The 23,069-nt window shown below is 70.3% G+C and carries 26 protein-coding genes and 1 riboswitch; of the genes, 13 read left to right on the forward strand and 13 right to left on the reverse strand.

The features are described 5' to 3' along the window. Positions 1-3 precede the first annotated feature (3 nt). Positions 4-318, reverse strand: coding sequence for a hypothetical protein (locus ACH4TP_RS19180; protein ID WP_041130195.1), 315 nt, complete (start codon positions 316-318; stop codon positions 4-6). A 285-nt stretch (positions 319-603) separates the two neighbouring features. Here ACH4TP_RS19180 and rpsF point away from each other — a divergent pair, with 285 nt between their 5' ends. The 4 genes from rpsF (at position 604) to rplI (ending at position 2,313) form a co-directional block, all read left to right on the forward strand. After that, positions 604-894, forward strand: a complete 291-nt coding sequence (gene rpsF / locus ACH4TP_RS19185; protein WP_005482942.1) for a 30S ribosomal protein S6 — start codon at positions 604-606, stop codon at positions 892-894. 74 nt (positions 895-968) lie between these two features. Then, positions 969-1,553, forward strand: a complete 585-nt coding sequence (locus tag ACH4TP_RS19190; protein WP_123453610.1) for a single-stranded DNA-binding protein — start codon at positions 969-971, stop codon at positions 1,551-1,553. Between the two features lie 58 nt (positions 1,554-1,611). Continuing rightward, complete coding sequence (gene rpsR / locus ACH4TP_RS19195) at positions 1,612-1,848, forward strand: 30S ribosomal protein S18 (RefSeq protein ID WP_005315025.1); 237 nt, start codon at positions 1,612-1,614, stop codon at positions 1,846-1,848. Between the two features lie 18 nt (positions 1,849-1,866). Further along, positions 1,867-2,313, forward strand: coding sequence for a 50S ribosomal protein L9 (gene rplI, locus ACH4TP_RS19200; RefSeq protein ID WP_053640001.1), 447 nt, complete (start codon positions 1,867-1,869; stop codon positions 2,311-2,313). Between the two features lie 121 nt (positions 2,314-2,434). On the opposite strand, the gene ACH4TP_RS19205 is transcribed toward rplI, so the two are convergent. Then, a complete protein-coding gene (locus ACH4TP_RS19205; protein WP_398181031.1) occupies positions 2,435-3,772 on the reverse strand; it encodes an MATE family efflux transporter in 1,338 nt (445 codons plus the stop codon). 425 nt (positions 3,773-4,197) lie between these two features. Between ACH4TP_RS19205 and dnaB the strand changes: the two genes are divergently transcribed. Both dnaB and ACH4TP_RS19215 read left to right on the forward strand, forming a co-directional pair. Beyond that, positions 4,198-5,679 (forward strand): replicative DNA helicase, encoded by a 1,482-nt coding sequence (gene dnaB, locus ACH4TP_RS19210; RefSeq protein WP_389222545.1) that lies wholly within the window; start codon positions 4,198-4,200, stop codon positions 5,677-5,679. A 47-nt stretch (positions 5,680-5,726) separates the two neighbouring features. Next, positions 5,727-7,109, forward strand: a complete 1,383-nt coding sequence (locus ACH4TP_RS19215; protein ID WP_398438592.1) for a serine hydrolase domain-containing protein — start codon at positions 5,727-5,729, stop codon at positions 7,107-7,109. Positions 7,110-7,170: 61 nt separating this feature from the next. On the opposite strand, the gene ACH4TP_RS19220 is transcribed toward ACH4TP_RS19215, so the two are convergent. The 3 genes from ACH4TP_RS19220 to ACH4TP_RS19230 all read right to left on the reverse strand — a co-directional run bounded on the left by ACH4TP_RS19220 (position 7,171) and on the right by ACH4TP_RS19230 (position 9,060). After that, the gene (locus ACH4TP_RS19220) at positions 7,171-7,623 is read right to left on the reverse strand and encodes a GNAT family N-acetyltransferase (RefSeq protein ID WP_398181025.1); all 453 of its coding nucleotides are present in this window, start codon (positions 7,621-7,623) and stop codon (positions 7,171-7,173) included. Between the two features lie 25 nt (positions 7,624-7,648). Next, positions 7,649-8,107 (reverse strand): MarR family winged helix-turn-helix transcriptional regulator, encoded by a 459-nt coding sequence (locus ACH4TP_RS19225; protein WP_398181022.1) that lies wholly within the window; start codon positions 8,105-8,107, stop codon positions 7,649-7,651. 89 nt (positions 8,108-8,196) lie between these two features. Continuing rightward, positions 8,197-9,060 (reverse strand): GNAT family N-acetyltransferase, encoded by an 864-nt coding sequence (locus tag ACH4TP_RS19230; RefSeq protein WP_398438593.1) that lies wholly within the window; start codon positions 9,058-9,060, stop codon positions 8,197-8,199. A gap of 47 nt (positions 9,061-9,107) precedes the next feature. Here ACH4TP_RS19230 and ACH4TP_RS19235 point away from each other — a divergent pair, with 47 nt between their 5' ends. Both ACH4TP_RS19235 and ACH4TP_RS19240 read left to right on the forward strand, forming a co-directional pair. Next, on the forward strand, positions 9,108-9,770 hold the full coding sequence (locus ACH4TP_RS19235; protein ID WP_398181016.1) for an HAD family hydrolase: 663 nt from the start codon (positions 9,108-9,110) through the stop codon (positions 9,768-9,770). A 105-nt stretch (positions 9,771-9,875) separates the two neighbouring features. Beyond that, on the forward strand, positions 9,876-11,069 hold the full coding sequence (locus ACH4TP_RS19240) for a globin domain-containing protein (protein WP_398181013.1): 1,194 nt from the start codon (positions 9,876-9,878) through the stop codon (positions 11,067-11,069). On the opposite strand, the gene ACH4TP_RS19245 is transcribed toward ACH4TP_RS19240, so the two are convergent. The 5 genes from ACH4TP_RS19245 to ACH4TP_RS19265 all read right to left on the reverse strand — a co-directional run bounded on the left by ACH4TP_RS19245 (position 11,066) and on the right by ACH4TP_RS19265 (position 14,721). Continuing rightward, entirely contained in the window at positions 11,066-11,545 is a 480-nt protein-coding gene (locus tag ACH4TP_RS19245) for an NUDIX domain-containing protein (RefSeq protein WP_389222529.1), read from the reverse strand. The two genes, ACH4TP_RS19240 and ACH4TP_RS19245, sit on opposite strands and share 4 nt — an antisense overlap. Before the next feature lie 35 nt (positions 11,546-11,580). After that, positions 11,581-12,477 carry a LysR family transcriptional regulator gene (locus ACH4TP_RS19250; RefSeq protein WP_398438594.1) on the reverse strand — a complete coding sequence of 299 codons (897 nt, stop codon included), beginning with the start codon at positions 12,475-12,477 and terminating at the stop codon, positions 11,581-11,583. Between the two features lie 229 nt (positions 12,478-12,706). Further along, positions 12,707-13,846, reverse strand: coding sequence for a cystathionine gamma-lyase (locus ACH4TP_RS19255; RefSeq protein WP_398438595.1), 1,140 nt, complete (start codon positions 13,844-13,846; stop codon positions 12,707-12,709). Beyond that, positions 13,843-14,334, reverse strand: coding sequence for a low molecular weight protein-tyrosine-phosphatase (locus tag ACH4TP_RS19260; protein WP_398438596.1), 492 nt, complete (start codon positions 14,332-14,334; stop codon positions 13,843-13,845). Before ACH4TP_RS19260 ends, ACH4TP_RS19255 begins: the two co-directional genes overlap by 4 nt. A 9-nt stretch (positions 14,335-14,343) precedes the next feature. Further along, positions 14,344-14,721 carry a phage holin family protein gene (locus tag ACH4TP_RS19265; protein WP_398181001.1) on the reverse strand — a complete coding sequence of 126 codons (378 nt, stop codon included), beginning with the start codon at positions 14,719-14,721 and terminating at the stop codon, positions 14,344-14,346. 51 nt (positions 14,722-14,772) lie between these two features. On the opposite strand from ACH4TP_RS19265, the gene ACH4TP_RS19270 reads away from it, so the two are divergent. The 4 genes from ACH4TP_RS19270 (at position 14,773) to ACH4TP_RS19285 (ending at position 17,221) form a co-directional block, all read left to right on the forward strand. Next, complete coding sequence (locus ACH4TP_RS19270) at positions 14,773-15,090, forward strand: cupin domain-containing protein (protein WP_389222521.1); 318 nt, start codon at positions 14,773-14,775, stop codon at positions 15,088-15,090. 325 nt (positions 15,091-15,415) lie between these two features. Continuing rightward, positions 15,416-15,634, forward strand: a complete 219-nt coding sequence (locus ACH4TP_RS19275; RefSeq protein ID WP_388851286.1) for a DUF5326 family protein — start codon at positions 15,416-15,418, stop codon at positions 15,632-15,634. A 237-nt stretch (positions 15,635-15,871) separates the two neighbouring features. Further along, the gene (locus tag ACH4TP_RS19280; protein ID WP_398438597.1) at positions 15,872-16,642 is read left to right on the forward strand and encodes an IclR family transcriptional regulator; all 771 of its coding nucleotides are present in this window, start codon (positions 15,872-15,874) and stop codon (positions 16,640-16,642) included. A gap of 138 nt (positions 16,643-16,780) precedes the next feature. Next, on the forward strand, positions 16,781-17,221 hold the full coding sequence (locus tag ACH4TP_RS19285; RefSeq protein WP_086823848.1) for an SsgA family sporulation/cell division regulator: 441 nt from the start codon (positions 16,781-16,783) through the stop codon (positions 17,219-17,221). Between the two features lie 51 nt (positions 17,222-17,272). Here the strand turns inward: ACH4TP_RS19285 and ACH4TP_RS19290 are convergent, their stop codons facing one another. Beyond that, positions 17,273-18,607, reverse strand: a complete 1,335-nt coding sequence (locus ACH4TP_RS19290) for a YibE/F family protein (RefSeq protein WP_389222516.1) — start codon at positions 18,605-18,607, stop codon at positions 17,273-17,275. Positions 18,608-18,678: 71 nt separating this feature from the next. Further along, positions 18,679-18,813, forward strand: a riboswitch (TPP riboswitch). Here ACH4TP_RS19290 and thiC point away from each other — a divergent pair. After that, complete coding sequence (thiC, locus tag ACH4TP_RS19295; protein WP_389222514.1) at positions 18,807-20,588, forward strand: phosphomethylpyrimidine synthase ThiC; 1,782 nt, start codon at positions 18,807-18,809, stop codon at positions 20,586-20,588. It overlaps the preceding riboswitch by 7 nt. Before the next feature lie 84 nt (positions 20,589-20,672). On the opposite strand, the gene ACH4TP_RS19300 is transcribed toward thiC, so the two are convergent. Then, complete coding sequence (locus tag ACH4TP_RS19300; RefSeq protein ID WP_389222512.1) at positions 20,673-21,314, reverse strand: hypothetical protein; 642 nt, start codon at positions 21,312-21,314, stop codon at positions 20,673-20,675. A gap of 159 nt (positions 21,315-21,473) precedes the next feature. After that, complete coding sequence (locus tag ACH4TP_RS19305; protein ID WP_398438598.1) at positions 21,474-22,982, reverse strand: metallophosphoesterase; 1,509 nt, start codon at positions 22,980-22,982, stop codon at positions 21,474-21,476. Between the last annotated feature and the right edge of the window lie 87 nt (positions 22,983-23,069).

A 23,069-nucleotide genomic window follows, 5' to 3' on the forward strand; every position in this document is an offset into this window, starting at 1 on the left:
GGCTCAGCTGATGACGCCGCCGAAGAGGCCTCCGTGCGCCATTCCGAGGTAGAAGCCGACCGCGGAGGCGCCCAGTCCGAGGATCATCAGGAAGCGCTCGCGGGTCGTCACGGAGATGAACTGGCCGTAGGCGCCCGTCAGGATGCCGATCAGGCCTGACCACGAACTCAGCAGGTGCAGGTTGTAGAACTGCGCGGTCGTGAACGAGACGATCCCCAGCACCAGTGTCACCACCATCAGGGTGTCCTGGAGCGGATGGGGTTTGCCGTCGGTCGCGAAGAGAGAGTGGCCGGGGTCGGGTCGCATTGCCTGTGCCATGGGGCACCTCCTGGCGTGGCTGCCGGAAGGCGGCGCATCCTAGCGCCGCCGACATCCGTTGTGTACAGATTGCGTCCCCTCACCCGGGAATTTCAACCGCAAGCCGATGTGCGGGTACTCTGTACAGCTGCGCCGGTGTCTGCCCAGGTCCCTCCGGGATCCCCGACAGCGCTCCTCGCTCGCCGAGGGGGACTGTCAGTGGTGGCGGATACCGTTGCTCACGCATCACGACCCTCCTGCCACGGAACGACCGTGGCCGCTGAGTCCAAAGGAGGTGGGTTCCACATGCGTCACTACGAGGTGATGGTCATCCTCGACCCCGATCTGGAGGAGCGCGCTGTCGCCCCCCTGATCGAGAACTTCCTCTCCGTCGTCCGTGAGGGCAACGGAAAGGTCGAGAAGGTCGACACCTGGGGCCGTCGTCGTCTCTCGTACGAGATCAAGAAGAAGCCCGAGGGCATCTACTCGGTCATCGACCTGCAGGCCGAGCCTGCGGTCGTCAAGGAGCTCGACCGCCAGATGAACCTGAACGAGTCGGTCCTCCGGACCAAGGTCCTCCGCCCCGAGACCCACTGAGCTTCTAGCTCAGAGGTCATCGGGTTCGAGTAGCAGCAAAGCAGCCAGAAGCAAACCCGCCGAGAGGTTCCCCCATGGCAGGCGAGACCGTCATCACGGTCGTCGGCAATCTTGTCGACGACCCCGAGCTGCGCTTCACCCCGTCCGGTGCGGCGGTCGCGAAGTTCCGTATCGCGTCCACCCCCCGCACCTTCGACCGTCAGACCAACGAGTGGAAGGACGGCGAGAGCCTCTTCCTGACCTGCTCGGTCTGGCGTCAGGCGGCGGAGAACGTCGCGGAGTCGCTCCAGCGAGGCATGCGCGTCGTCGTGCAGGGCCGGCTGAAGCAGCGGTCCTACGAGGACCGTGAGGGCGTCAAGCGCACGGTCTACGAGCTGGACGTCGAGGAAGTCGGCCCCAGCCTCAAGAACGCCACGGCCAAGGTCACCAAGACCACCGGTCGCGGCGGCCAGGGTGGATACGGCGGCGGCCAGCAGGGCGGCGGCGGTGGCGGCTGGGGTGGAAACTCCGGCGGCGGTGGCCAGCAGGGTGGTGGCGGTGCTCCCGCCGACGACCCGTGGGCGACCGGCGGCCCCTCCGGCGGCGGCCAGCAGGGCGGCGGCGGTGGCGGCTGGGGTGGAAACTCCGGCGGCGGCTACTCGGACGAGCCCCCCTTCTAGGGCGCACGCCCTCGAAGCAGCTCGTACTCCCACTTCTTGATCACACAGGAGAAACACCATGGCGAAGCCGCCTGTGCGCAAGCCTAAGAAGAAGGTCTGCGCGTTCTGCAAGGACAAGACCGCGTACGTGGACTACAAGGACACGAACATGCTGCGGAAGTTCATTTCCGACCGCGGCAAGATCCGTGCCCGCCGCGTGACCGGCAACTGCACGCAGCACCAGCGTGACGTCGCCACGGCCGTCAAGAACAGCCGTGAGATGGCGCTGCTGCCCTACACGTCCACCGCGCGATAAGGAAAGGGTGACCGACTAATGAAGATCATCCTGACCCACGAGGTTTCCGGCCTCGGTGCCGCTGGCGACGTCGTCGACGTCAAGGACGGCTACGCTCGCAACTACCTGGTCCCGCGTGGTTTCGCGATCCGCTGGACCAAGGGTGGCGAGAAGGACGTGGCGCAGATCCGCCGCGCCCGCAAGATCCACGAGATCGCGACCATCGAGCAGGCCAACGAGATCAAGGCCCAGCTCGAGGGCACGAAGGTGCGCCTGGCCGTTCGCTCCGGCGACGCCGGCCGTCTCTTCGGCTCCGTGACCCCGGCCGACATCGCCTCGGCGATCAAGACCGCGGGTGGCCCGGACGTCGACAAGCGTCGCGTCGAGCTCGGTTCGCCGATCAAGACCCTGGGCTCGCACCAGGTGTCCGTGCGTCTGCACCCCGAGGTTGCCGCGAAGCTCGGCGTCGAGGTCGTCGCCGCGTAACGCTGCCCTTGGCAGTCTGCGCTCAGCAGTGAGGAAGGGCCGTACCCCTCGGGGTGCGGCCCTTCCGCTGTTTCTCTTCGGCTGTTTCCCTTCCGCTGTTTCACGTGAAACGCGTACGGCGTCAGCGCGTGGCGCCGGTGACGATCCAGCGGCCGGAGCGCATACGGAACCAGAGGGTCGCCATCCGCACGGTCATCATCAGGGTCATCGCCCACCAGAGCGCCGTCAGCCCGCCGCCGAGCGTCGGGACCAGGAGGGCGACCGGAGCGAAGACGGCCAGGGTCAGCAGCATGGCCCAGGCCAGGTAGGGGCCGTCTCCCGCGCCCATGAGGACGCCGTCGAGGACGAAGACGACTCCGGAGACCGGCTGGGAGACCGCGACCACGAGCAGGGCCGGGAGCAGGGTGTCCTGGACGGTGGTGTCGCTCGTGAAGAGCGGGATGAACAGGGGGCGGGTGATGATGAGCAGTGCGCCGAGCACCACACCGGAGAGCACGCCCCACTGGACCATCCGGCGGCAGACCTGCCGTGCGCCGGTGGCGTCGTCCGCGCCGAGGTAACGGCCGATGATGGCCTGGCCCGCGATGGCGATCGCGTCGAGCGCGAAGGCCATCAGGCTCCACAGGGACAGGATGATCTGGTGGGCGGCGACCTCCGCGTCCCCGAGCCGGGCGGCGACCGCCGTGGCGATCATCAGGACCGCGCGGAGCGAGAGCGTACGGACCAGGAGTGGGACGCCGGCCTGTGCGGAGGCGCGGATGCCGGCCGGGTCGGGGCGGAGGGAGGCGCCGTGGCGCCGGGCGCCCCGTACGACCACGACGAGGTAGGCGGCGGCCATGCCGCACTGGGCGATGACCGTGCCCCAGGCGGAGCCGGCGATGCCGAGGCCGGCCCCGTAGACCAGGCCGAGGTTGAGCGCGCCGTTGGTCGCGAAGCCGGCGATCGCCACGTAGAGCGGTGTACGGGTGTCCTGGAGGCCGCGCAGGACGCCGGTGGCGGCCAGGACCACCAGCATGGCGGGGATCCCCAGGCTGGAGATCCTGAGGTACGTGACGGCGTACGGGGACGCGGTGTCCGAGGCCCCGAAGACGTCGACGAGCCATGGAGCCGTGGGCAGGGTCAGCGCGACGACGGCGGCGCCGAGGAGGAGCGCGAGCCAGATGCCGTCCATGCCCTGTCGGATGGCGGCCTGGAGGTCGCCCGCGCCGACCCGCCGGGCGACGGCGGCCGTGGTGGCGTAGGCGAGGAAGACGAAGACGCTGACGGCCGTGGAGAGCAGTGCCGCGGCGATCGCGAGGCCCGCGAGCTGAGGTGTGCCGAGGTGGCCGACGATGGCGCTGTCGGCCATGAGGAACAGCGGCTCGGCGACGAGAGCACCGAAGGCCGGCAGGGCGAGCGAGACGATCTCGCGGTCGTGCTGTCGGCGGACGGCCTTGGAGGTCGCGGGGGCCTGAGTCATGGGCTCAATCTAATCTTCCACAGGTAAGAGATGCAATGGAGTATCAGTCCTTACTTTGCGATGGTGCGGGGCTTCGGGTGTGGGCCGTTTGTTCTGATCTTGGTCCAGGGGGAAAACTTTTTCTCCCCCACAGCCCGTGGATGGGAAACGTGCAGGTCAGATGCGTGAGCCCGGGGGTGCTATGAGTTTGTCCACATGGCTGTCCCCCGCTCCGTGCACAGGATCCGGTGAGTTCTCCACAGCATCTGGCCCTTCACCCACAGGGCCTGTGGATAACCAGATTGGCTGACGCCCCTCACGGGCCTACCGTGGTCCGGCGCCCGACGCGCCAGAAGCCGGTCGCGAAGCCACTCGTTGATGAAGGCCGTGGCGTAAGACAGAGTGGCACGGCGATGTCCGCGGAGCGGACGGGAGGAGGTGGCTTGGTGAGCGTTCCCGAGCCCATGGACGACCCTTGGGCCGACAGCGGACCGAGCGACCGGCTGCCCACCCGTACCCGCGGCGAAGGGCGCGGCCGTGGCCGCGGACGCGACGACCAGCACGAGCGCGGCGGCGAGGGTCCCTGGGACGGCGGGCTCTCCGGCTTCGAGCGCGTCCCCCCGCAGGACCTCGACGCCGAGCAGTCCGTCCTCGGCGGCATGCTCCTCTCCAAGGACGCCATCGCGGACGTCGTGGAGATCATCAAGGGCAACGACTTCTACAAGCCCGCCCACGAGACCGTCTACGCGGCGATCCTCGACCTCTACGCCAAGGGCGAGCCGGCCGACCCGATCACGGTCGGCGCCGAGCTCACCAAGCGCGGCGAGATCACCCGCGTCGGCGGCGCCTCCTACCTCCACACCCTGGTCCAGTCGGTACCGACCGCGGCCAACGCCTCGTACTACGCGGAGATCGTCCACGAGCGCGCGGTCCTGCGCCGCCTCGTGGAGGCCGGCACCAAGATCACGCAGATGGGATACGCGGCCGACGGGGACGTCGACGAGATCGTGAACTCGGCCCAGGCCGAGATCTACGCGGTCACCGAGCAGCGCACCACCGAGGACTACCTGCCGCTCGGCGACATCATGGAGGGGGCGCTCGACGAGATCGAGGCGATCGGCTCCCGCAGCGGCGAGATGACGGGTGTGCCCACCGGCTTCACCGATCTCGACGCGCTCACCAACGGGCTGCACCCCGGTCAGATGATCATCATCGCGGCCCGTCCCGCCATGGGTAAGTCGACCCTCGCCCTGGACTTCGCCCGCGCGGCCTCCATCAAGCACAACCTGCCCAGCGTCATCTTCTCCCTGGAAATGGGCCGCAACGAGATCGCGATGCGTCTGCTCTCGGCCGAGGCGCGCGTGGCCCTCCACCACATGCGCTCCGGCACGATGACCGACGAGGACTGGACGCGTCTCGCCCGCCGTATGCCGGACGTCTCCCAGGCCCCGCTGTACATCGACGACTCCCCGAACCTGTCGATGATGGAGATCCGCGCGAAGTGCCGCCGGCTCAAGCAGCGCAACGGCCTCAAGCTCGTCATCATCGACTATCTGCAGCTCATGCAGTCGGGCGGCTCCAAGCGGCAGGAGAGCCGCCAGCAAGAGGTCTCCGACATGTCGCGAAACCTCAAGCTCCTCGCCAAGGAGCTGGAACTGCCGGTGATCGCGCTCTCCCAGCTGAACCGTGGCCCCGAGCAGCGCACCGACAAGAAGCCGATGGTCTCCGACCTCCGTGAGTCCGGCTCGATCGAGCAGGACGCCGACATGGTCATCCTGCTGCACCGCGAGGACGCCTACGAGAAGGAGTCCCCGCGCGCGGGCGAGGCCGACATCATCGTGGGCAAGCACCGTAACGGCCCGACAGCCACGATCACCGTGGCCTTCCAGGGCCACTACTCCCGCTTCGTGGACATGGCCCAGACCTGATCGAAATCGGGAAGCGGCACAACCGGGCATCGCGTTGGATGGCCTGTATGACGACATCTTTCGAAGCCCTGCTGCCGGGTACCGAGCGGGCCCTGCTGCACCGTGTCGCGGTCGCCCAGTCCGAGGGGCGGACGCCCTCCTTCGTGGGGGCGGTGGTCCGCGACGGAGCCTTGGTGTGGAGCGGTTCGCGCAGCTGCGTGGACGGCCACGCGCCGGACGCCGACACCCAGTTCAGGATCGGATCGATCACCAAGGTGTTCACCGCGGTGCTGGTGATGAGGCTGAGGGACGAGGGCCTGCTCGGCCTCGACGATCCGCTGGAACGGCACCTGAAGGGCACGGGCGTCGGTGAGGTGACGATCGCCCAGCTCCTGGGCCACACCGGCGGTCTCGCGGCCGAGACGCCCGGCTCGTGGTGGGAGAGGTCCTCCGCCGCGCTGCGCCCGGAGCTCTCCGACGTCCTGGGGGAGCGGCCCTTCCTCCAGTCGCCGGGGCGCCGGCACCACTACTCCAACCCCGGCTACACGCTGCTCGGTTCACTGGTCGAGGCGATCCGGGGGGTGTCCTGGGAGGAGGCCCTGCGGCGCGAGATCCTGGAGCCGCTGGGGATGAACCGTACGACGGTCGATCCCGTCGCTCCGCATGCCGGGGGCTGGGCGGTGCATCCCTGGGCCGACGTGATGATGCCCGAGCCGTCCGAGGACCTCGGCCTGATGGCATCGGCCGGGCAGCTGTGGTCGACGGCCGCCGATCTCGCCCGGTTCGCCGCCTTCCTCGCGGCGGGGGACGAGCGGGTGCTCGCCACGGCGTCCGTGGAGGAGATGCGTGCCCCGGCGGCCCCGGCCGGGGAAGGCGAGTGGGAGGGAAGCTACGGGCTCGGTCTCCAGCTGCTGCGCAAGGACGGCCGCACCCTGATCGGCCACACCGGATCCCTCCCGGGCTTCGTCGCCTGTGTGTGGGTGAGCGTGGAGGACGGCCTCGCGGGGATCGCCCTCTCCAATGCCACCTCGGGCCCGCTGACGGGGCTCGTGGCCGCCGATCTCGTACGGATCGTGGCGGAGGCGGAGCCGAGGTTCCCGGAGCCGTGGCGGCCCCTTCCCGAGGCCGAGGTCGACGAGGAGCTGCTGTCTCTCACCGGCCCCTGGTACTGGGGCACGTACGCCTACGGGCTTCGGCTCGGCCCCGAGCGGAGCGTGGCACTCGAACCCCTGAGCGGAGTCGGGCGGCGGGCTCGCTTCCGCGCGCTGCCCGAGGGCGGCTGGGTCGGGCTGAACGGCTACTACGCGGGGGAGACGCTCAGGGTCGTGCGGCGCGCCGACGGCAGCGTGAGCCATCTCGACCTCGGGTCCTTCGTCTTCACGCGGGAACCGTACGAGCCGGGGGACGCGGTCCCGGGCGGCGTGGACGAGGCGGGCTGGCGCGGTCTCTGAGCCGGTGGGCCGTTGAGTGGTGTTTCACGTGAAACCGCACGGTTTCACGTGAAACACGCCCTCAAAGGGTCTTCTTGAAGCCCACGTGGGAGGCCTCGAAGCCCAGGCGCTCGTAGAAGCGGTGGGCATCGGTGCGGGTGACGTCGGAGGTCAGCTGAACGAGCCGGCAGTCCTGGCGTCCGGACTCCGCGACGGCCCATTCGATGAGCTGCGTCCCGAGACCGCTGCCCCGCTCGTCGGCATGGATGCGGACGCCCTCGATGATCGAGCGGGTGGTGCCCCGGCGGGAGAGACCGGGGATGACCGTCAGCTGGAGGGTGCCGACCACCTTGTCCTCGCGGACGGCCACGACCACGTGCTGGTGCGGGTCGTTGGCGAGGCGCTCGAAGGCGTTGAGGTACGGGGCGAGGTCGTCGGGGGATTCGCGCTGTGCGCCCAGGGGGTCGTCGGCGAGCATCGCGACGATGGCCGGAAGGTCCTCCGCGGTGGCGGGGCGTATCTCAAGATCGCTCATGCCCCGCAGCGTACGTGCGGCCGTGTCACACGGGCACGCCCGCGCCCTCGACGACCTGGACCAGGGGCGCCAGCTCCGGGTTCTTCGCGGCCTCGTCGAGGGCCTCGCGCAGCGCGCTGTCGTTGGTGGGGCGGGCCTCTTCGAGGAGCTTCAGGCCGGCCTCGGTCACATCGGTGTAGATGCCGCGCCGGTCGGTGGCGCAGAGGTACCGGGTGAGCAGGCCGCGGTCCTCGAGCCGGGTGACGAGCCGGGTGGTGGCGCTCTGGCTGAGCACGACGGCGTCGGCGACCTGCTTCATCTGGAGGTGGCCGCCGGGGCCGCTGTGCTGGCGGCTGAGGACGTCGAGCAGGGAGTACTCCCGCACGCTCAGACCGTGCCCGGACTCCAGGGCGCGCTCGAGGTGGGCCTCGATCCTGCCGTGCAGCAGGGAGAGGGCGCACCAGCGCTGGGAGAGCGCGGTGAGTGCGGGGTCCGTCGCGGTCATGGGCTCTCCCTCGGTCTCTCCTCGTAGCCGGCCTGGCTCTCGGTCCAGGGTAGACGAAGCGACGCAATAATGCGCGCCTGCAAGTAAACCTAGCCCGCGGCGACCGTCAGGGGAGCGAAGCGGCGGCGCCAGTCCCCGGGGAGGTCGGGCAGGGAGCGGACCATCACCGAGGTGGTGGTGACCGTGCCGATGCCGTTCTCCTTGGCCCAGCTCAGCAGGGAGGTGTGCCGGACGTCGATGTCCGTGCGCAGCGGCCGGTCGGTGGCGGTGGCCAGGGAGGCGATCAGGGCCTGGGCCGTGCCGGGGTCCCGGGCGATCAGGGGGCCGATGACATGGGTGTCCATATTGGGCCAGGCGGCCGCGAAGCCGATGATCTCGCCGCCGTCCTCCGCGACCCGGAGGTGGTCGGAGAACGCGGGGAGCCGGGTGATCATGTGGGTGCGGTCGAGGCCGAAGACCTCCTGGTCCAGGCGCAGGATCGCCGGGAGGTCCTCCGCCGTCGCCGGGCGGACCGGGACGTCCGGGGCGGGCGCGGTGAAGGTGAAGCGCCCGCGCACCATCTCGGACCGGCTCGTCTCGGTGAAGCCCAGCTGCTCGTACAGGGGCTGCCCGTTCGCGGTGGCGTACAGGGTGAGCGGGGTGTCCCCCGCCTCGGCCAGGACGTGCCGCATGAGCCGGCGGCCCAGGCCCTGGCGTGCGTACCGCTCGGCGACGAGCACCATGCCGATCGCGGCGAGTCCCGGACCGTACGAGGTGACCACGGAGCAGGCGGCGAGGCCCGGTCCTTCGGGGTCGTCGATGCCGTAGCCGGTGCCCGCGGTGAGCAGCAGGCCCCATTTGTGTTCCTCGCGCGGCCAGCTCCGGTTCTCGGAGAGGTCGGCGCAGGCGAGCAGGTCCTCCAGGGCGAGGCGCCGGACGGGGAGCTGTGCGAGGGGGGTGGGGGAAGTCGGCATGTCGTTCAGGCTGGACGACGCGGTGATCTTCCGTCCACCGCTTTACGGTGTTTCACGTGAAACCCCCGAACCCCCGAGCACGGCGTCTGCATCTGTTCGACCTCGACGGCACCCTGATCCGGGGTTCGGCCGCCGCGGTGGAGATCTCCCGGCAACTGGACCTGGTCGACGAGATCGCCGTCCTGGAGGAGGGGTTCCTGCGGGGGCTCACGCCGGACGAGTTCGCCGTCCGGGCCCGCGAGCTGTGGTCCGCGCTGACCCCCGAGCAGGTCGCGGCGGCCTTCGAAGGGGCGCCCTGGCTGGCGGGCATCCGCGAGGTCTGGGCGGACATCCGGGCCCGGGGAGAGCGCTGCGCGGTCATCTCGCTCTCGCCCGACTTCTTCGTCGAGCGGCTCCTCGACTGGGGCGTCGACACGGCGCACGGTTCGCTCTGGCCCGCGGTCCCGTTCACCGCGCCGGTCCACCGGCCGGGCATTCTCGACGCGCGGGCGAAGGTGCGGATCGCGGGTGAGCTCTGCGCGCGGTACGGAGTGGACCCCGCCGACTGCGTCGCGTACGGGGACTCGATGTCCGACGCGGAGCTCTTCGCGACCGTGCCGGAGACCGTGGCCGTGAACGCGGACCACCATCTCGCCGGGCTCGCCCGCCACAGCTACTCCGGAGGGGACCTGCGCGAGGCCTACGCGTTGGTCCGAAACAGCGCAGCCTAGCCAGAAACCCGGGCCTATGGCCCGAGAACGCCGCTTTCCGTCCGAAGCGCCGACCGCAGGCGCCATGCTGCGAGCACGGAAGCCGGCCAGCGCGAGGCGAGGCACATGATGGATGCTCCGACCACCACGACGGACGAGCGGGACTCCCCGGCGGCGGACGGGAAGGAAACCCGAATATCCGAGGGACCCTCCGCCGACGCCGTACTCGTCCGTCGCACCCTGGAGGAGATCGCACCGGTCGCCGACCGGGTGACCTCGTACTTCTACGCCCTTCTCTTCGTCCACCACCCCGAGCTGCGCGAGATGTTCCCCGTGGCCATGGACACCCAGCGGGACCGGCTCCTGAAGGCGCTCCTGACGGCGGCCGAGCACATGGACGACGCCCCGGTCCTCACCGCGTACCTGGAGAACCTCGGCAGGGGGCACCGGAAGTACGGGACCCAGGCCGCCCACTATCCGGCCGTCGGCGAGGCCCTCATCGGCGCGCTCACGCGGTACGCGGAGAAGACCTGGGACGAGGAGACCGAGGCGGCCTGGGTCCGCACCTACACGACGATCTCCCAGATCATGATCGACGCGGCGGCCGAGGACGAGCGGACCGCACCCGCCTGGTGGCAGGCCGAGGTGGTCTCCCACGATCTGCGGACCCCGGACATCGCCGTCGTCACGCTCAGGCCCGACCACCCGTACCCCTTCCTCGCCGGGCAGTACACGACCCTTGAGACCCCGTGGTGGCCGCGGATATGGCGTCACTACTCCTTCGCCGCGGCGCCCCGCCCGGACGGACTGCTGTCCCTCCACGTCAAGGCCGTCCCGGCCGGCTGGGTCTCCAACGCGCTGGTCCACCGGGCACGCCCCGGGGACGTGCTGCGGCTCGGCCCGCCGGCCGGCTCCATGACGGTCGACCACTCCACGGACACCGGCCTGCTCTGCATGGGCGGCGGCACCGGGATAGCGCCGATCAAGGCGCTGGTCGAGGACGTCGCCGAGCACGGGGACCGGCGCCCGGTCGACGTCTTCTACGGGGCGCGCAGCGGCCACGACCTCTATGACATCGACACGATGCTGCGGCTCCAGAAGACCTTCCCGTGGCTCTCGGTCCATGCGGTGACCGAGGAGCAGGGGCGGCTCCCGGACGCCGTCTGCCGCTACGGCCCGTGGAACGAGCGCGACGCCTACCTCTCGGGTCCGCTCGCCATGGTCCGCCGCGGGGTCGACGCCCTGCGCGGTGCGGGAGTCCCCTCGGACCGCATCCGTCACGACTTCCTCACGGAGCTCACCCCCGCGACGGTCGGTTAGCCCAGGTCGGGGGCGTGCATCGCGCGGACGCCCTCGATGTTGCCGTCGAGGTAGTGGCGGAGGGAGAGGGGGACGAGGTGGACGGCGGCGATGCCGACCCGGCTGAAGGGCACGCGGACGATCTCGTACTCGCCGACGGGTTCCTCCATCTCGGGACCGTGCCGCAGGGAGGTGTCCATCGAACCGAGCCGGCACACGAAGAAGTGCTGGACCTTCACCCCGGAGACCCCGCCGTCGACGATGTGCTCGACGGTGTCGACGAAGCAGGGCACCACATCGGTGATCTTGGCGCCGAGCTCTTCGAGCACCTCGCGGTGGAGGGCCTCGACGACGGTCGCGTCGGTGGGCTCCACGCCGCCGCCGGGCGTGACCCAGTAGGGATCCATCCCGGGCTTGGTCCGCTTGATGAGGATCAGGTCGTCCCCGTCGAGCAGGATGGCGCGTGCGGTGCGCTTGATCACGGGACGTTCGTTCATGGGAAGAAAATGGCCCGTCCGAGGTGTCCTGAAACTCACCAGTTCCCGGCCGCGCGCAGCAGCTCCTCGTGGGCGCGCGCCAGGGGGGACAGTGCGAGCGTCCCCGTACGCGCGACCAGGAAGTAGGTCCGGATCGGAGGGACCGGGGGATCGAGCAGCGCCACGAGGCGTCCCCGCCCCAGGGCCTCCTCGCACAGGTAGCGCGGCAGGACGGCGAGCCCGGCACCGGAGGCGGCGACGTCCCGCACGGCCCGCAGATCGGGGGCGATGACGGTGGCGGCGGCCGCCGGTTTGGTCTCGAAGACGCTCGCCCAGTAGCGGGAGACGAAGGGCAGCGACTCGTGGACCTCGACCACCGGCAACTGTTCCAGGACCACCGCGCCCGTGCCCAGGAGCACCTCGGGGGAGAGCCGGGCGGCCCAGCGCGGGGCCGCGACCAGGACGTGCTCCTCGTCGCAGAGCGGGGTGGAGACGAGCAGACCGCCCCGGGGCCGGGCGGTGGCGATGGCCAGATCGTGGTGCCCGGCGGCGAGCCCGTCGAGGATCTCCTCCGCGTCGCCGAGGAAGGAGGCCCGCACGGCGAGCCCCTGGCCGACCAGAGGGGCGAGGGCGGGCAGCGCGCGGATCGCGGTGAACTCCGGAGGCCCGGCGAGATGGAGGGTGCGGACCCCGCTCTCCTCGTCGAGGCCGGTCCCGGCGATCTCCACGAGGGCGTCCAGATGGGGCGCCGCGCGGTGCGCGAGCTCGTCGCCGATGGTGGTGGGGGTGACCCCGCGCGCCTGTCTGAGGAAGAGAGGCCTCCCCAGCTGCCGTTCCAGCGTCCGGATCTGGCTGGTGACGGCGGGCTGGGAGAGGCCGAGGAGCGCGGCGGCGCGGGTGAAGGAGCCGGCCCGGTGCACCGTGACGAACGTGCGCAGCAGGGCCAGATCCATGTCCGCCCCCTTCCGGCCGTGCGGCCGTTGGACTCAGGCGGTCGGCTGACGGCGCCTCAGGACCGTCCAACTATAAATAAGTCGATAGGTCGCTGTCGCTCATGTGATTGGACACTGACGCACAGTCAACTAGCCTTGTTCAGGCGGTCTCCGCGCGTAAGACCGAGGGCGTTCCGAGCCACGAGGGGGGAGGCTCGGAGCGCCCTCGGTCCATGCCTCGATGCCCTGGTCAGCCCGCGCTTCCGGCCTCGTCGAGGGCGCGCAGCACATCGGCGATCAGATCCTCCGGGTCCTCGGCCCCGACCGAGAAGCGGATGAAGCCCTCCGCGACCGCGTCCCCGCCCCAGCGCCCGCGCCGCTCCGCCGTGGAGCGCACGCCGCCGAAGCTGGTGGCGTCGTCCACGAGCCGCAGCTCCTCCAGGAACCGCTCGGCCCGCTTGCGGTCCGCCAGTTCGAAGGAGACCACCGGTCCGAAGCGCCGCATCTGCCGGGCGGCCACCTCGTGCGAGGGGTCGTCGGGCAGTCCGGGGTAGCGAAGGCCGGTCACGTCCGCGCGCTCGGCGAGCGCCTGCGCCAGGGCCAGTGCGGTGGAGCACTGCCGGTCGATCCGCAGTTGGAGCGTGGCGAGCGACCGGTGGGCGAGCCAGGCCTCCATGGGGCCGGGGATGGCGCCGACGATCTTGCGCCAGCGTCGTACCTCCGCGGCCCGCAGCGGATCCCGGCAGCTCACATGGCCGAGCAGGATGTCGCCGTGCCCGGTCATGCCCTTGGTGTCGCTGGCGACGGAGAAGTCCGCGCCCAGCGCCAGGGGCCGCTGGCCGAGCGGGGTGGCGAGGGTGTTGTCGACGGCGACCAGCGCCCCCGCCGCATGCGCCTCCCGCACCAGGCGGCGGATGTCGCAGACGTCGAGACCGGGGTTGGAGGGGGTCTCGATCCACAGCAGCCTGGCCCCGTCCAGTACGGACAGCTGGGCGTCGCCGCCGGTCGGCGCGGTGCGGACCTCGACGCCGTACGCCCGCAGCTGCTCGTGCACGAGGGGCAGGGCCTGGTAGCCGTCGGTCGGCATCACGACCGCGTCGCCGGCCTTCAGCTGGGAGAAGAGGACGGCGGAGATCGCGGCCATGCCGGACGCGAAGACCAGCGTCTCCACGCCCTCCTCCCCCGGCGCCTCCAGCTCGCCGATCGCCCGCTCCAGACCGGTCCAGGTCGGGTTCTCGTCGCGGCCGTAGGTGTACGGGCCGGTCGGCTCGCCCGGCAGGTGGTAGTGGGCCGCGAAGACCGGCCCCGGCAGGGTCGGTTCGTACTTCACGGGTTCGGGCAGCCCGGCCCGTACCGCCCGCGTGCCGTCGCCGATTTCCTGGTCCGTCACGGTGTCCGTTCCTCCAGTTCCGCACGTACGGCCGCGAGCAGTCCCTCGCTCGCGGCCTCCACCATCTCCAGGCACTCCTCGAACTCCTCGCGGCCCCCGTAGTAGGGGTCGGGGACGTCGAGTTCGGCCCCGGCGGCCGGGTCGTAGGAGCGGAGGAGCCGTATCCTCGCCGCCTCGTCGGGGGTGCGGGCGAGCTGCCGGAGCTCCCGAAGGTGCCCTTCGTCCAGGGCGATCACCAGGTCGAGGGCGGGGAACCACGAGGACCGGAACCGCCGGGCGGTGTGCGCGGAGGCGTATCCGTTCTCGTCGAGCACGGCGACCGTGCGCGGGTCGGCGCCGTCGCCCTCGTGCCAGCCCCCGGTGCCCGCACTGTCGATCTCCACCAGTTCGCCGAGGCCGGCCTCCTCCACCCGGCGGCGGAAGACGTGCTCGGCCATCGGCGAGCGGCAGATGTTGCCCGTGCAGACGAAGCAGACGCGGTAGGCCATGGTCCCCACTCAGTCGCCGTCGGGGAGCACGACGTTCAGCGCCCACGAGACGACGGAGATGATCAGACCGCCCAGGACGGCGGTCCAGAAGCCCTCCACGTGGAAGCTGAGGTCGAACTGCTCGGCCAGCCAGGACGTGAGGAGCAGCATCAGGGCGTTGACCACCAGGGTGATCAGGCCGAGGGTCAGGATGAAGAGGGGAAGGGTCAGCAGTTTGACGACCGGCTTGACCAGGAAGTTCACCAGACCGAAGACCAAGGCGACGAGAATGAGGGTCCAGGCCTTCTTGCCGGTGCTCTCGCCGGTCAGGGTGATGTCCTGGAGCAGCCAGATGGCGACTCCGAGAGCGCCCGCGTTCGCGAGCGTCTTGACGACGAAATTCTTCATGTGTCTGATCGTGGCAGACAGGATCGGGCCAAGGGCAGGGGCGAGCGGACGATGAAGGCATTCCGGTTGGACGAACTGGAGGCGGAGCGCGCCGCCAACAAGGGCGCGTACCTCCAGTTCCTGCGTGAGCGGAACATGTCGGTGGGTCTGTACGCGCTCGACGCCGGGGAGCTCGACCCGCAGCGGCCGCACGGCCAGGACGAGGTGTACTTCGTGGTCAGCGGCCGGGCGTCGATCACCGTCGGGACGGAGACGACCGAGGTGGCGCGGGGCAGCGTGGTCTACGTGCCGGCCGGGGTGGAGCACAGGTTCCATCACATCAGCGAGGACCTGCGGGTCATGGTGGTCTTCTCGCCGCCGGAGGGCTGAGAGGCGGCGAAGGGCCGGGATCCGGAGGAGGGTTGAGGCTCGGAGGAGGGCCGGGACCCGGAGGAGGGTTGAGGCTCGGAGGAGGGCCGGGATCCGGAGGAGGGTTGAGGCTCGGAGGAGGGCCGGGATCCGGAGGAGGGCTGGAACCCGGAGGAGGGCTGGGATCCAAGGGAGGCCTGAGGGTCGGAGGACCCCGAGCCCTTAGGGGTCGGATCAGGGGAGAGCGGGGGCCGCGGGGCCCCCGCCCGCTTCCTCCCGCACCTAGCCTTGAGGGTGTCGGCGCGGAGTGCGCGCGGAGTGGTTCTTCGAGAGCGAGGTAGGGACGATGGCCGTACGGGAGATTCTCGCGGGGATGCCCTGGTGGGTGAAGTGGGTCGCCATACCGCTCCTCGCCCTGTTCGTCTTCGGCGGGCTGATCACCAGCGTCCTGACCTTCGTGGTCAGTCTGCTCTTCAAGGTGCTGCTCTTCGCGGCCCTGGTCGCCGGACTGATCTACGTCGTCCGGAAGTTCAGCTCCTCCAGCGGCTCGCGCGGCGACTGGTAGCACAAGCTACTCATCGGTATGAAGGCGACGGAGGGTATTAGCCCGGGCGGGGGAACGCGCTGGTCGAATCAGGGTGTGGCCCCCGGGGCTGCCACTACAGTGGAATCTCTCCGCCGTGTTGGGGACTACAGGCGTAGACCTCGGTACTGACCAGCGGTTTCCCAGGCCCGGCGGGCGCGCGGGGGCGGCCCCCGCGGGCGGGTGCACTGCATCCGTCGTCACGCCTGGGGGTGACCTTTGGCCACGGCTACGCAGACGGCTGCGCCTACCCTGATCGGCTCGGTGCAGCGGGCGCTGAGACTCCTGGAGGCCGTGGCCTCGCACGCGGACGGCGCCCCCGCCAAACAGCTCGCCCGTGAGACGGGCCTCCCGCTGCCCACCACGTACCACCTGCTCCGCACCCTGACGCACGAGGGCTATCTGCTCCGCGACAAGGGTGTGTTCGTCCTTGGCGACGCCGCCGTCCGACTGGCCGGCGGCGGAGATGTGCAGAATCGTCGCATCAAGATCGAAGACTCCCTCGCCCGCTGGCGGGACGAGATCGGCGTACCCATCTACTTCGCCCTCTACCGCGAGGGGGAGGTCGAGCTCGTCGCCATCGCCGACACCGCTTCCAACCCCGCGGTCGACGAATGGGCCGACTTCCGCGAGACGGCGCATGCCCACGCGATCGGGCAGTGCCTGCTGAGTCAACTCGATCCGGAATCTCGTCAAGACCACCTTGACCGCCATCCGGTGGAAGCCATCACTCCGTACACGGTGCGTAATCACCGTGCGCTTTCACAGCGTTTGGGCGGTTTGGGGCGAATGGAACCCCTGGTGGAGCGTCAGGAATATGCGCTCGGCACGATCTGTGCCGCCATCCCCATCACCGCGGGTTCCACGGCGGCCACCGTGGCCATTTCCGTCCCCCTCCACCAGGAAGAACGGTTGCTCCCAGCAGTCGAGCGGCTACGCACGGAGATCGGAAGGCTCTTCAACTCGCTCGCGTTCTCTATCAGTATCTGAAAAATCACTCCTTGTGATCTGCTAGTGCGTACAGCACGATTGCGTCAAGAGGGCCACGGGGGATCATTCCTGGCCGTTTCGGTCACAGCTTTCAGCAGCTGTGTTCACACAACTGCTTCATCTACTGCGGGGTACACGATGCGAGAGTCGGTTCAGGCCGAGGTCCTGATGAGCTTCCTCGTCTCCGAGGAGCTCTCCTTCAAGATCCCGGTCGAACTCCGGTATGAGACCCGGGATCCCTACGCGGTGCGGATGACCTTCCACCTCCCCGGGGACGCGCCCGTGACCTGGGCATTCGGAAGGGAACTGCTGCTCGACGGGATCAACCGGCCGAGCGGGGACGGCGATGTGCACATCGCCCCGACCGAGCCCGAGCGACTCTCGGACGTCTCCATCCGGCTCCAGGTGGGCGGTGACCGCGCCCTGTTCCGGGCCAGCGCGCCGCCGCTGGTCGCCTTCCTCGACCGAACGGACAAGCTGGTTCCGCTCGGTCAGGAACGGACACTCGGTGACTTCGAGGATCACCTGGAGGCCGCACTGGGCCGGATCCTGGCCGAGGAGAACGCCGGCCCCGCCTGAGCATCGGGACGCACGCACTCCTCACACGCCTACGCCTCACCCGCGTACGCCTCACTTGGCGCGGCGGCGCCGCCCTCCCCGCACCGCCGCCGGCTTCCCGCCCCCGGACGCCGGCCGGTCGGCGGAGACGACCAGGGCCGCAAGTCCCGTGGTGAGCGGAACGGAAGCCACCAGACCGATCGACCCGACCAGCGTCCGGACGATCTCCTCGGCGACCAGCTCGCTGTTGGCCACCGTCCCCATGCTGCTCTGCGCGATGGAGAAGAGCAGCAGCAGCGGCAGGGCGGCACCCGCGTAGGCGAGCACCAGCGTGTTCACGACCGAGGCGATGTGGTCGCGGCCGATCCGGATCCCGGCCCGGTACAGGCCGCGCGGCCCCATGCCCGGATCGGCCTGGTGCAGCTCCCAGACCACCGAGGTCTGGGTGACCGTCACGTCGTCGAGCACACCGAGCGAACCGATGATGATCCCGGCGAGCAGCAGGCCGGACATGTCGATCTCCGGGTACAGGCCGTGGATCAGACCGGTGTTGTCGTCGGTGTTGCCGCTGAGCGAGGCCCAGTCGATGAAGAACGAGCCGAGCAGACCGATCAGCAGCAGCGAGATCAGCGTGCCGAGCACGGCGACCGAGGTGCGGGCCGAGAGCCCGTGGCACATGTAGAGCGCGATCAGCATGATCGCGCTCGACCCGACCACCGCCACGACCAGCGGGTTCGACCCCTGCAGGATCGCCGGCAGGATGAAGTACGTCAGCACGAGGAAGCTCACGGCGAGCGCGATGAGCGCCATGACGCCCCGCATCCGGCCGACCACCACCACCGCGAGGGCGAAGATGCCGGCGAGCACCGCCAGCGGCACCTTGCGGTTCACATCGGTCACCGAGTACTGCAGGTCGTGCGGGGCGTCGGGGGCGTACGCCACCACCACGCCCTGACCCTCGTGCAGTTGGCGCGGCGCGTCCGGCTGCACGATCTCGACGAATCTGCGTCCCTCGTCCGGGCCGGTGGTGACCTCGACCGTCGCCTTCTCGCACTGCCCCTGCTGGGCGTTGACCGCCTCGCGGCCCTCCGGGGTGGAGGTGTCGCCGGTCGGCGGGACCTGAGCGGCGTTGACGTCCTTGCAGTCGACGTGGACGACGGAGACGACCTTGCCCTGCTCGGTCTGCCGGTCGAAGCCGACGCCGGTGCGCTCGTGCGCCGGGGTGCCGCTCGGCCACAGGACCGCGAGACCGACCACGACGGCGGTGGTGAAGGGGATCAGGATCGCGGCGATGACCTTGCGCAGATGCCGGGAGACGGGGGCGGCGGGCCCGTGGCCGTGGGAATGGGAGTGCCCCTGGCCGTGTCCGTGACCGTGCGGTTCGGGGGTCTGATGGGGGGAAGTCACCGGCCGATCATCGCAAGAACGGCGGGGGCCCACTGTTCAGCACGCCAGGGATGACGCTAGCGTGGTGGCACCTTTGCACACGCGGGAGCTCGGAGCACCGGGCTGAGAGGGCGCTGATCACCGTACGCACGTACGGGAGGAGGCTGCGCCGACCGCCGAACCTGTTACCGGGTAATGCCGGCGTAGGGAGATCGGTCTCATGACCATTCAGGATGCACGCACGCCTGCCTCCGACCAGAACGACGGCCAGGGCGAGCGCACGCCGGGCTGGCACAAGGGGTACGTCCAGGGCTCGCGCCCCGACCTCCGGGTGCCCGTCCGCCAGGTGCACCTCACCAACGGCAAGGACGTCACGCTGTACGACACGTCCGGTCCGTACACCGACCCCGCCATCGACACCGACGTCCGGCGGGGCCTTCCGCCGCTGCGCGAGAACTGGATCATCGCGCGCGGCGACACCGAGGAGTACGCGGGCCGCCCGGTCCGCCCCGAGGACGACGGCATCAAGCACACCTCCCCGCGCGGCGGCGGGCTGAAGAACCTCGACGCGGTCTTCCCGGGCCGCCCGCGCCTGCCGCGCCGGGGCCGCGCCGGCGAGGCCGTGACCCAGCTCGCGTACGCCCGCCGGGGGGAGATCACCCCGGAGATGGAGTACGTCGCGATCCGCGAGAACGTCTCCCCCGAGGTCGTACGGGAGGAGATCGCCGCGGGCCGCGCCGTGCTGCCGGCGAACGTGAACCACCCGGAGATCGAGCCGATGATCATCGGCAAGCGGTTCCTGGTGAAGGTCAACGCCAACATCGGCAACTCCGCCGTCACCTCCTCCATCGAGGAGGAGGTGGAGAAGATGACCTGGGCGACCAAGTGGGGCGCCGACACGGTCATGGACCTGTCCACCGGCCGCAACATCCACACCACCCGCGAGTGGGTGCTGCGCAACTCCCCCGTGCCGATCGGCACCGTGCCGCTCTACCAGGCCCTGGAGAAGGTCGACGGCCGGGCCGAGGAGCTGACCTGGGAGGTCTACAAGGACACGGTCATCGAGCAGGCCGAGCAGGGCGTCGACTACATGACGGTCCACGCCGGCGTCCTCCTGCCGTACGTGCCGCTCACCGCGCGCCGCAAGACCGGCATCGTCTCGCGCGGCGGCTCGATCATGGCCGCCTGGTGCCTGGCGCACCACAAGGAGAACTTCCTCTACACGAACTTCGAGGAGCTCTGCGAGATCCTCGCGGCGTACGACGTCACGTACTCGCTCGGCGACGGCCTGCGCCCCGGCTCGATCGCGGACGCCAACGACGAGGCGCAGTTCGCGGAGCTGAAGACCCTCGGCGAGCTCAACACGATCGCCAAGCGCCACAACGTGCAGACGATGATCGAGGGCCCCGGGCACGTCCCGATGCACAAGATCAAGGAGAACATCGACCTCCAGCAGGAGATCTGCGAGGAGGCGCCGTTCTACACGCTCGGCCCGCTGACCACGGACGTCGCCCCGGCGTACGACCACATCACCTCGGGCATCGGCGCGGCGATGATCGCCTGGTGGGGCACGGCGATGCTCTGCTACGTCACGCCCAAGGAGCACCTGGGCCTGCCGAACAAGGACGACGTGAAGACGGGCGTCATCACGTACAAGATCGCGGCGCACGCGGCGGACCTCGCCAAGGGGCACCCGGGCGCGCAGGAGTGGGACGACGCGCTCTCGGACGCGCGCTTCGAGTTCCGCTGGGAGGACCAGTTCAACCTGGCCCTCGACCCGGACACCGCCCGCGAGTTCCACGACGAGACGCTCCCGGCGGAGCCCGCGAAGACCGCGCACTTCTGCTCGATGTGCGGTCCGAAGTTCTGCTCGATGAAGATCTCCCAGGACATCCGGCGCGAGCACGGCGGCACGCAGCAGGAGATCGAGGCGGGCATGGCGGAGAAGTCGAAGGAGTTCGCGGCGAGCGGGAACCGCGTCTACCTGCCGCTGGCCGAGTAGTCACCGCCTTGCGTCGGGGCCGGGCGGGTCCCGGTCCCGGCGCCCGGTCCTCAGGGCTCCGGCGTGTCGGGGACCTCGTCGCGTTCAGGGCTCCGGTGTGTCCGGGGGGCCGACCGCGGCGAGGGCGTCGCGGAGGAAGGGGAGGATGCCGCGCTCCAGGAGGGCGCGGCGCCAGACTTCGCGGGCGAGGGTGAGTTCGTCGTCGGCCGTGGTGGTCCCGCCCGCCGCGGCCGGTCTGTTGCGCAGGGCGGTCAGGAGGAGGCCGACGCCCGCGCTGAGCAGGCCGGCGGCGGCGAGGGCGGCGAAGACGAGGCCTGCCGTCAGCAGGGTCTCGCCGAACACCACGGTGGGGGTGAGGGCGTGCAGGACCGCCCCGACCAGCAGGAGTATCGCGGCGGCCGTGCCCGCGAGGACGGGCACCATCACGGTGACGATGGCGACGACGCCGGCGCCCGTGCCGGGATCCGCCGCTGGTGTGCGGGGTGAGGTGAGGGTCGTCCGGTTCTCCTCGCGGACCTTCACGAAGTGCTCGTACTCGTTCGCCGCCGCGCTGGTGATCAGCGCTGTCGCGTTCATCGTCATGGCGCGCAGCTGCGCGACCGTGAGCCGGGTTCCGACCCCGGCGAGATCCGGACGTGCGTGGGCGGTGCTCAGTGCGTCGTCGAGGATCCGCTCGTACTCGGCGCGATCCTCGGTCAGCAGGTGCGGAGCCACGTTCATGTGCATCCCCCGATGCTCCGTAGGCCCGGGTCAGCCGTGGGAAACGGTCGGCTGGGCGGAAACGGAGGAGAGCCTGCTACGGATGACCCGATGGTATTGCGGTGACACCACGGCCTGACAGGTTGTTTCCGGAAATCGACTTCCCCGGATGCGCAGGGTTATGCGTCAGCCGTTCAGGGGGAGTTGGACGACCAGTAGCTTTCCGGCCATGGTCACTCCGCCGTCCATGGCGATCGCGAGACCGTCGGCGTACACGTGCGGTCCGTCGACGACCGGGCCCGAGCCGTCCTCGCCGTCCTCCGTGCCGACCTGGCCGAGGAGGTACGGGATGGGGCTGTGGCCGTGCACGATCCGGCGGCCGCCGTAGGTGGAGAGCAGCTCCTGGACGGCCTGCGGGCCGCCGTCGTCGCGGAACGCGAAGCGCTTGGTGAACTTCCGGAAGAGGTCCCAGACCTCGTCGGCGTCGTTCCGGTTGAGGATCTCGTGGACCGTGTCGTTGACGTCCTCGATGGTCTCGCCGTATTCGAGGTATGCGGTGGTGTCGGAGTGCAGGAGGAGGTGGTCGTCCTCGCGCACCACGGCGTCCAGCCGGGACATCCACTGGAGGTGGACGTCCTGGAGGCGGTCCATGTCGTGCTTCTGGCCGCCGTTGAGCAGCCAGGCGGCCTGGAAGGTGGCGGTGCCCGCGCCGGAGTTGACGGGGGTGTCGGCGAAGCGTTTGGCGCCGATGAGGAGCAGTTCGTGGTTGCCCATGAGGGCCTTGCAGTAGCCGCCCGCGGCGGCGGCCTCGGCGGAGAGGCGCATGACGAGGTCGATGACGCCGATGCCGTCGGGGCCTCGGTCGGTGAAGTCGCCGAGGAACCAGAGCCGGGCGTTGCCCGCGGACCAGCCGCCGTTCTCGTCGATGAGGCCCTGGGCGCGCAGGGCGGCGACGAGCTCGTCGAGGTAGCCGTGGACGTCGCCGACGACGTAGAGGGGGCCGGGTCCGTCGCCGTTCGAGGGCGCCGGGGCGGGGGCCGGCTCGGGGGTGACCGGGACCTGGACGGTGTCGCCGCGGTTGATGACCGGGAGGTCGCGCTCGGTCGGCGTGTACCCCTCGGGCAGCTCGCCCTCGGGGAAGGCGTTGCCAGGGTGGCCCGTGGCGACGGAGACGATGGAGGACCCCTCCGGGGCGGCGAACGCCGGGGCGAGACGCTGCCCCAGGTGGAGGGTCGGTGCGGCGGGCAGGGGCGCGGGTGCCTGCGGCGCGGGGGGTACGGGGGCCGGGGGCGCGGCGGGCGGTGCGGCCTGGGCTGCGGGTGCCTGCGGCGCGGCGGGCACGGGCTGGCTGGTGGGCGCGGGTGCCTGCGGCGCGGTGACGGAGACGACCTGGAGGGACTCGACCGGTGCGGGCTCGGCCGGCGGGGTCTGCACCGGGACGGTTTCGACGGGCGCCGCAGCGCCCTGCGCCGGCGCGGCCATCGGCGCGGTCTGCGCCAGGTCGCCTTCGACGGGCGCGGGCGGCAGGGTGGGGACCGGGACCGCTTCGACGGGGGAGGCCGCGAGGGGCGGTTCCTCCGGGGAGAGGGGCCCGGCGGCGTGGCCCTGTACGGGCACGCGGGCGTACGGCGGTACGCGGAAGTCACGCAATGTCGCCGTGCGTACCACGGGCTCCTGACCGGCCCCCTGAGTCATCGACCCCTCCACCACCGTCGCGATGCCCTGCACATCGCGGACCGGCCTGGTCGGGGTGGTCCGCGGTGTCGTCCGCCCATCATAGGA

The sequence above is a fragment of the Streptomyces sp. NPDC021012 genome (assembly GCF_044333355.1).
GTDB lineage: Bacteria > Actinomycetota > Actinomycetes > Streptomycetales > Streptomycetaceae > Streptomyces.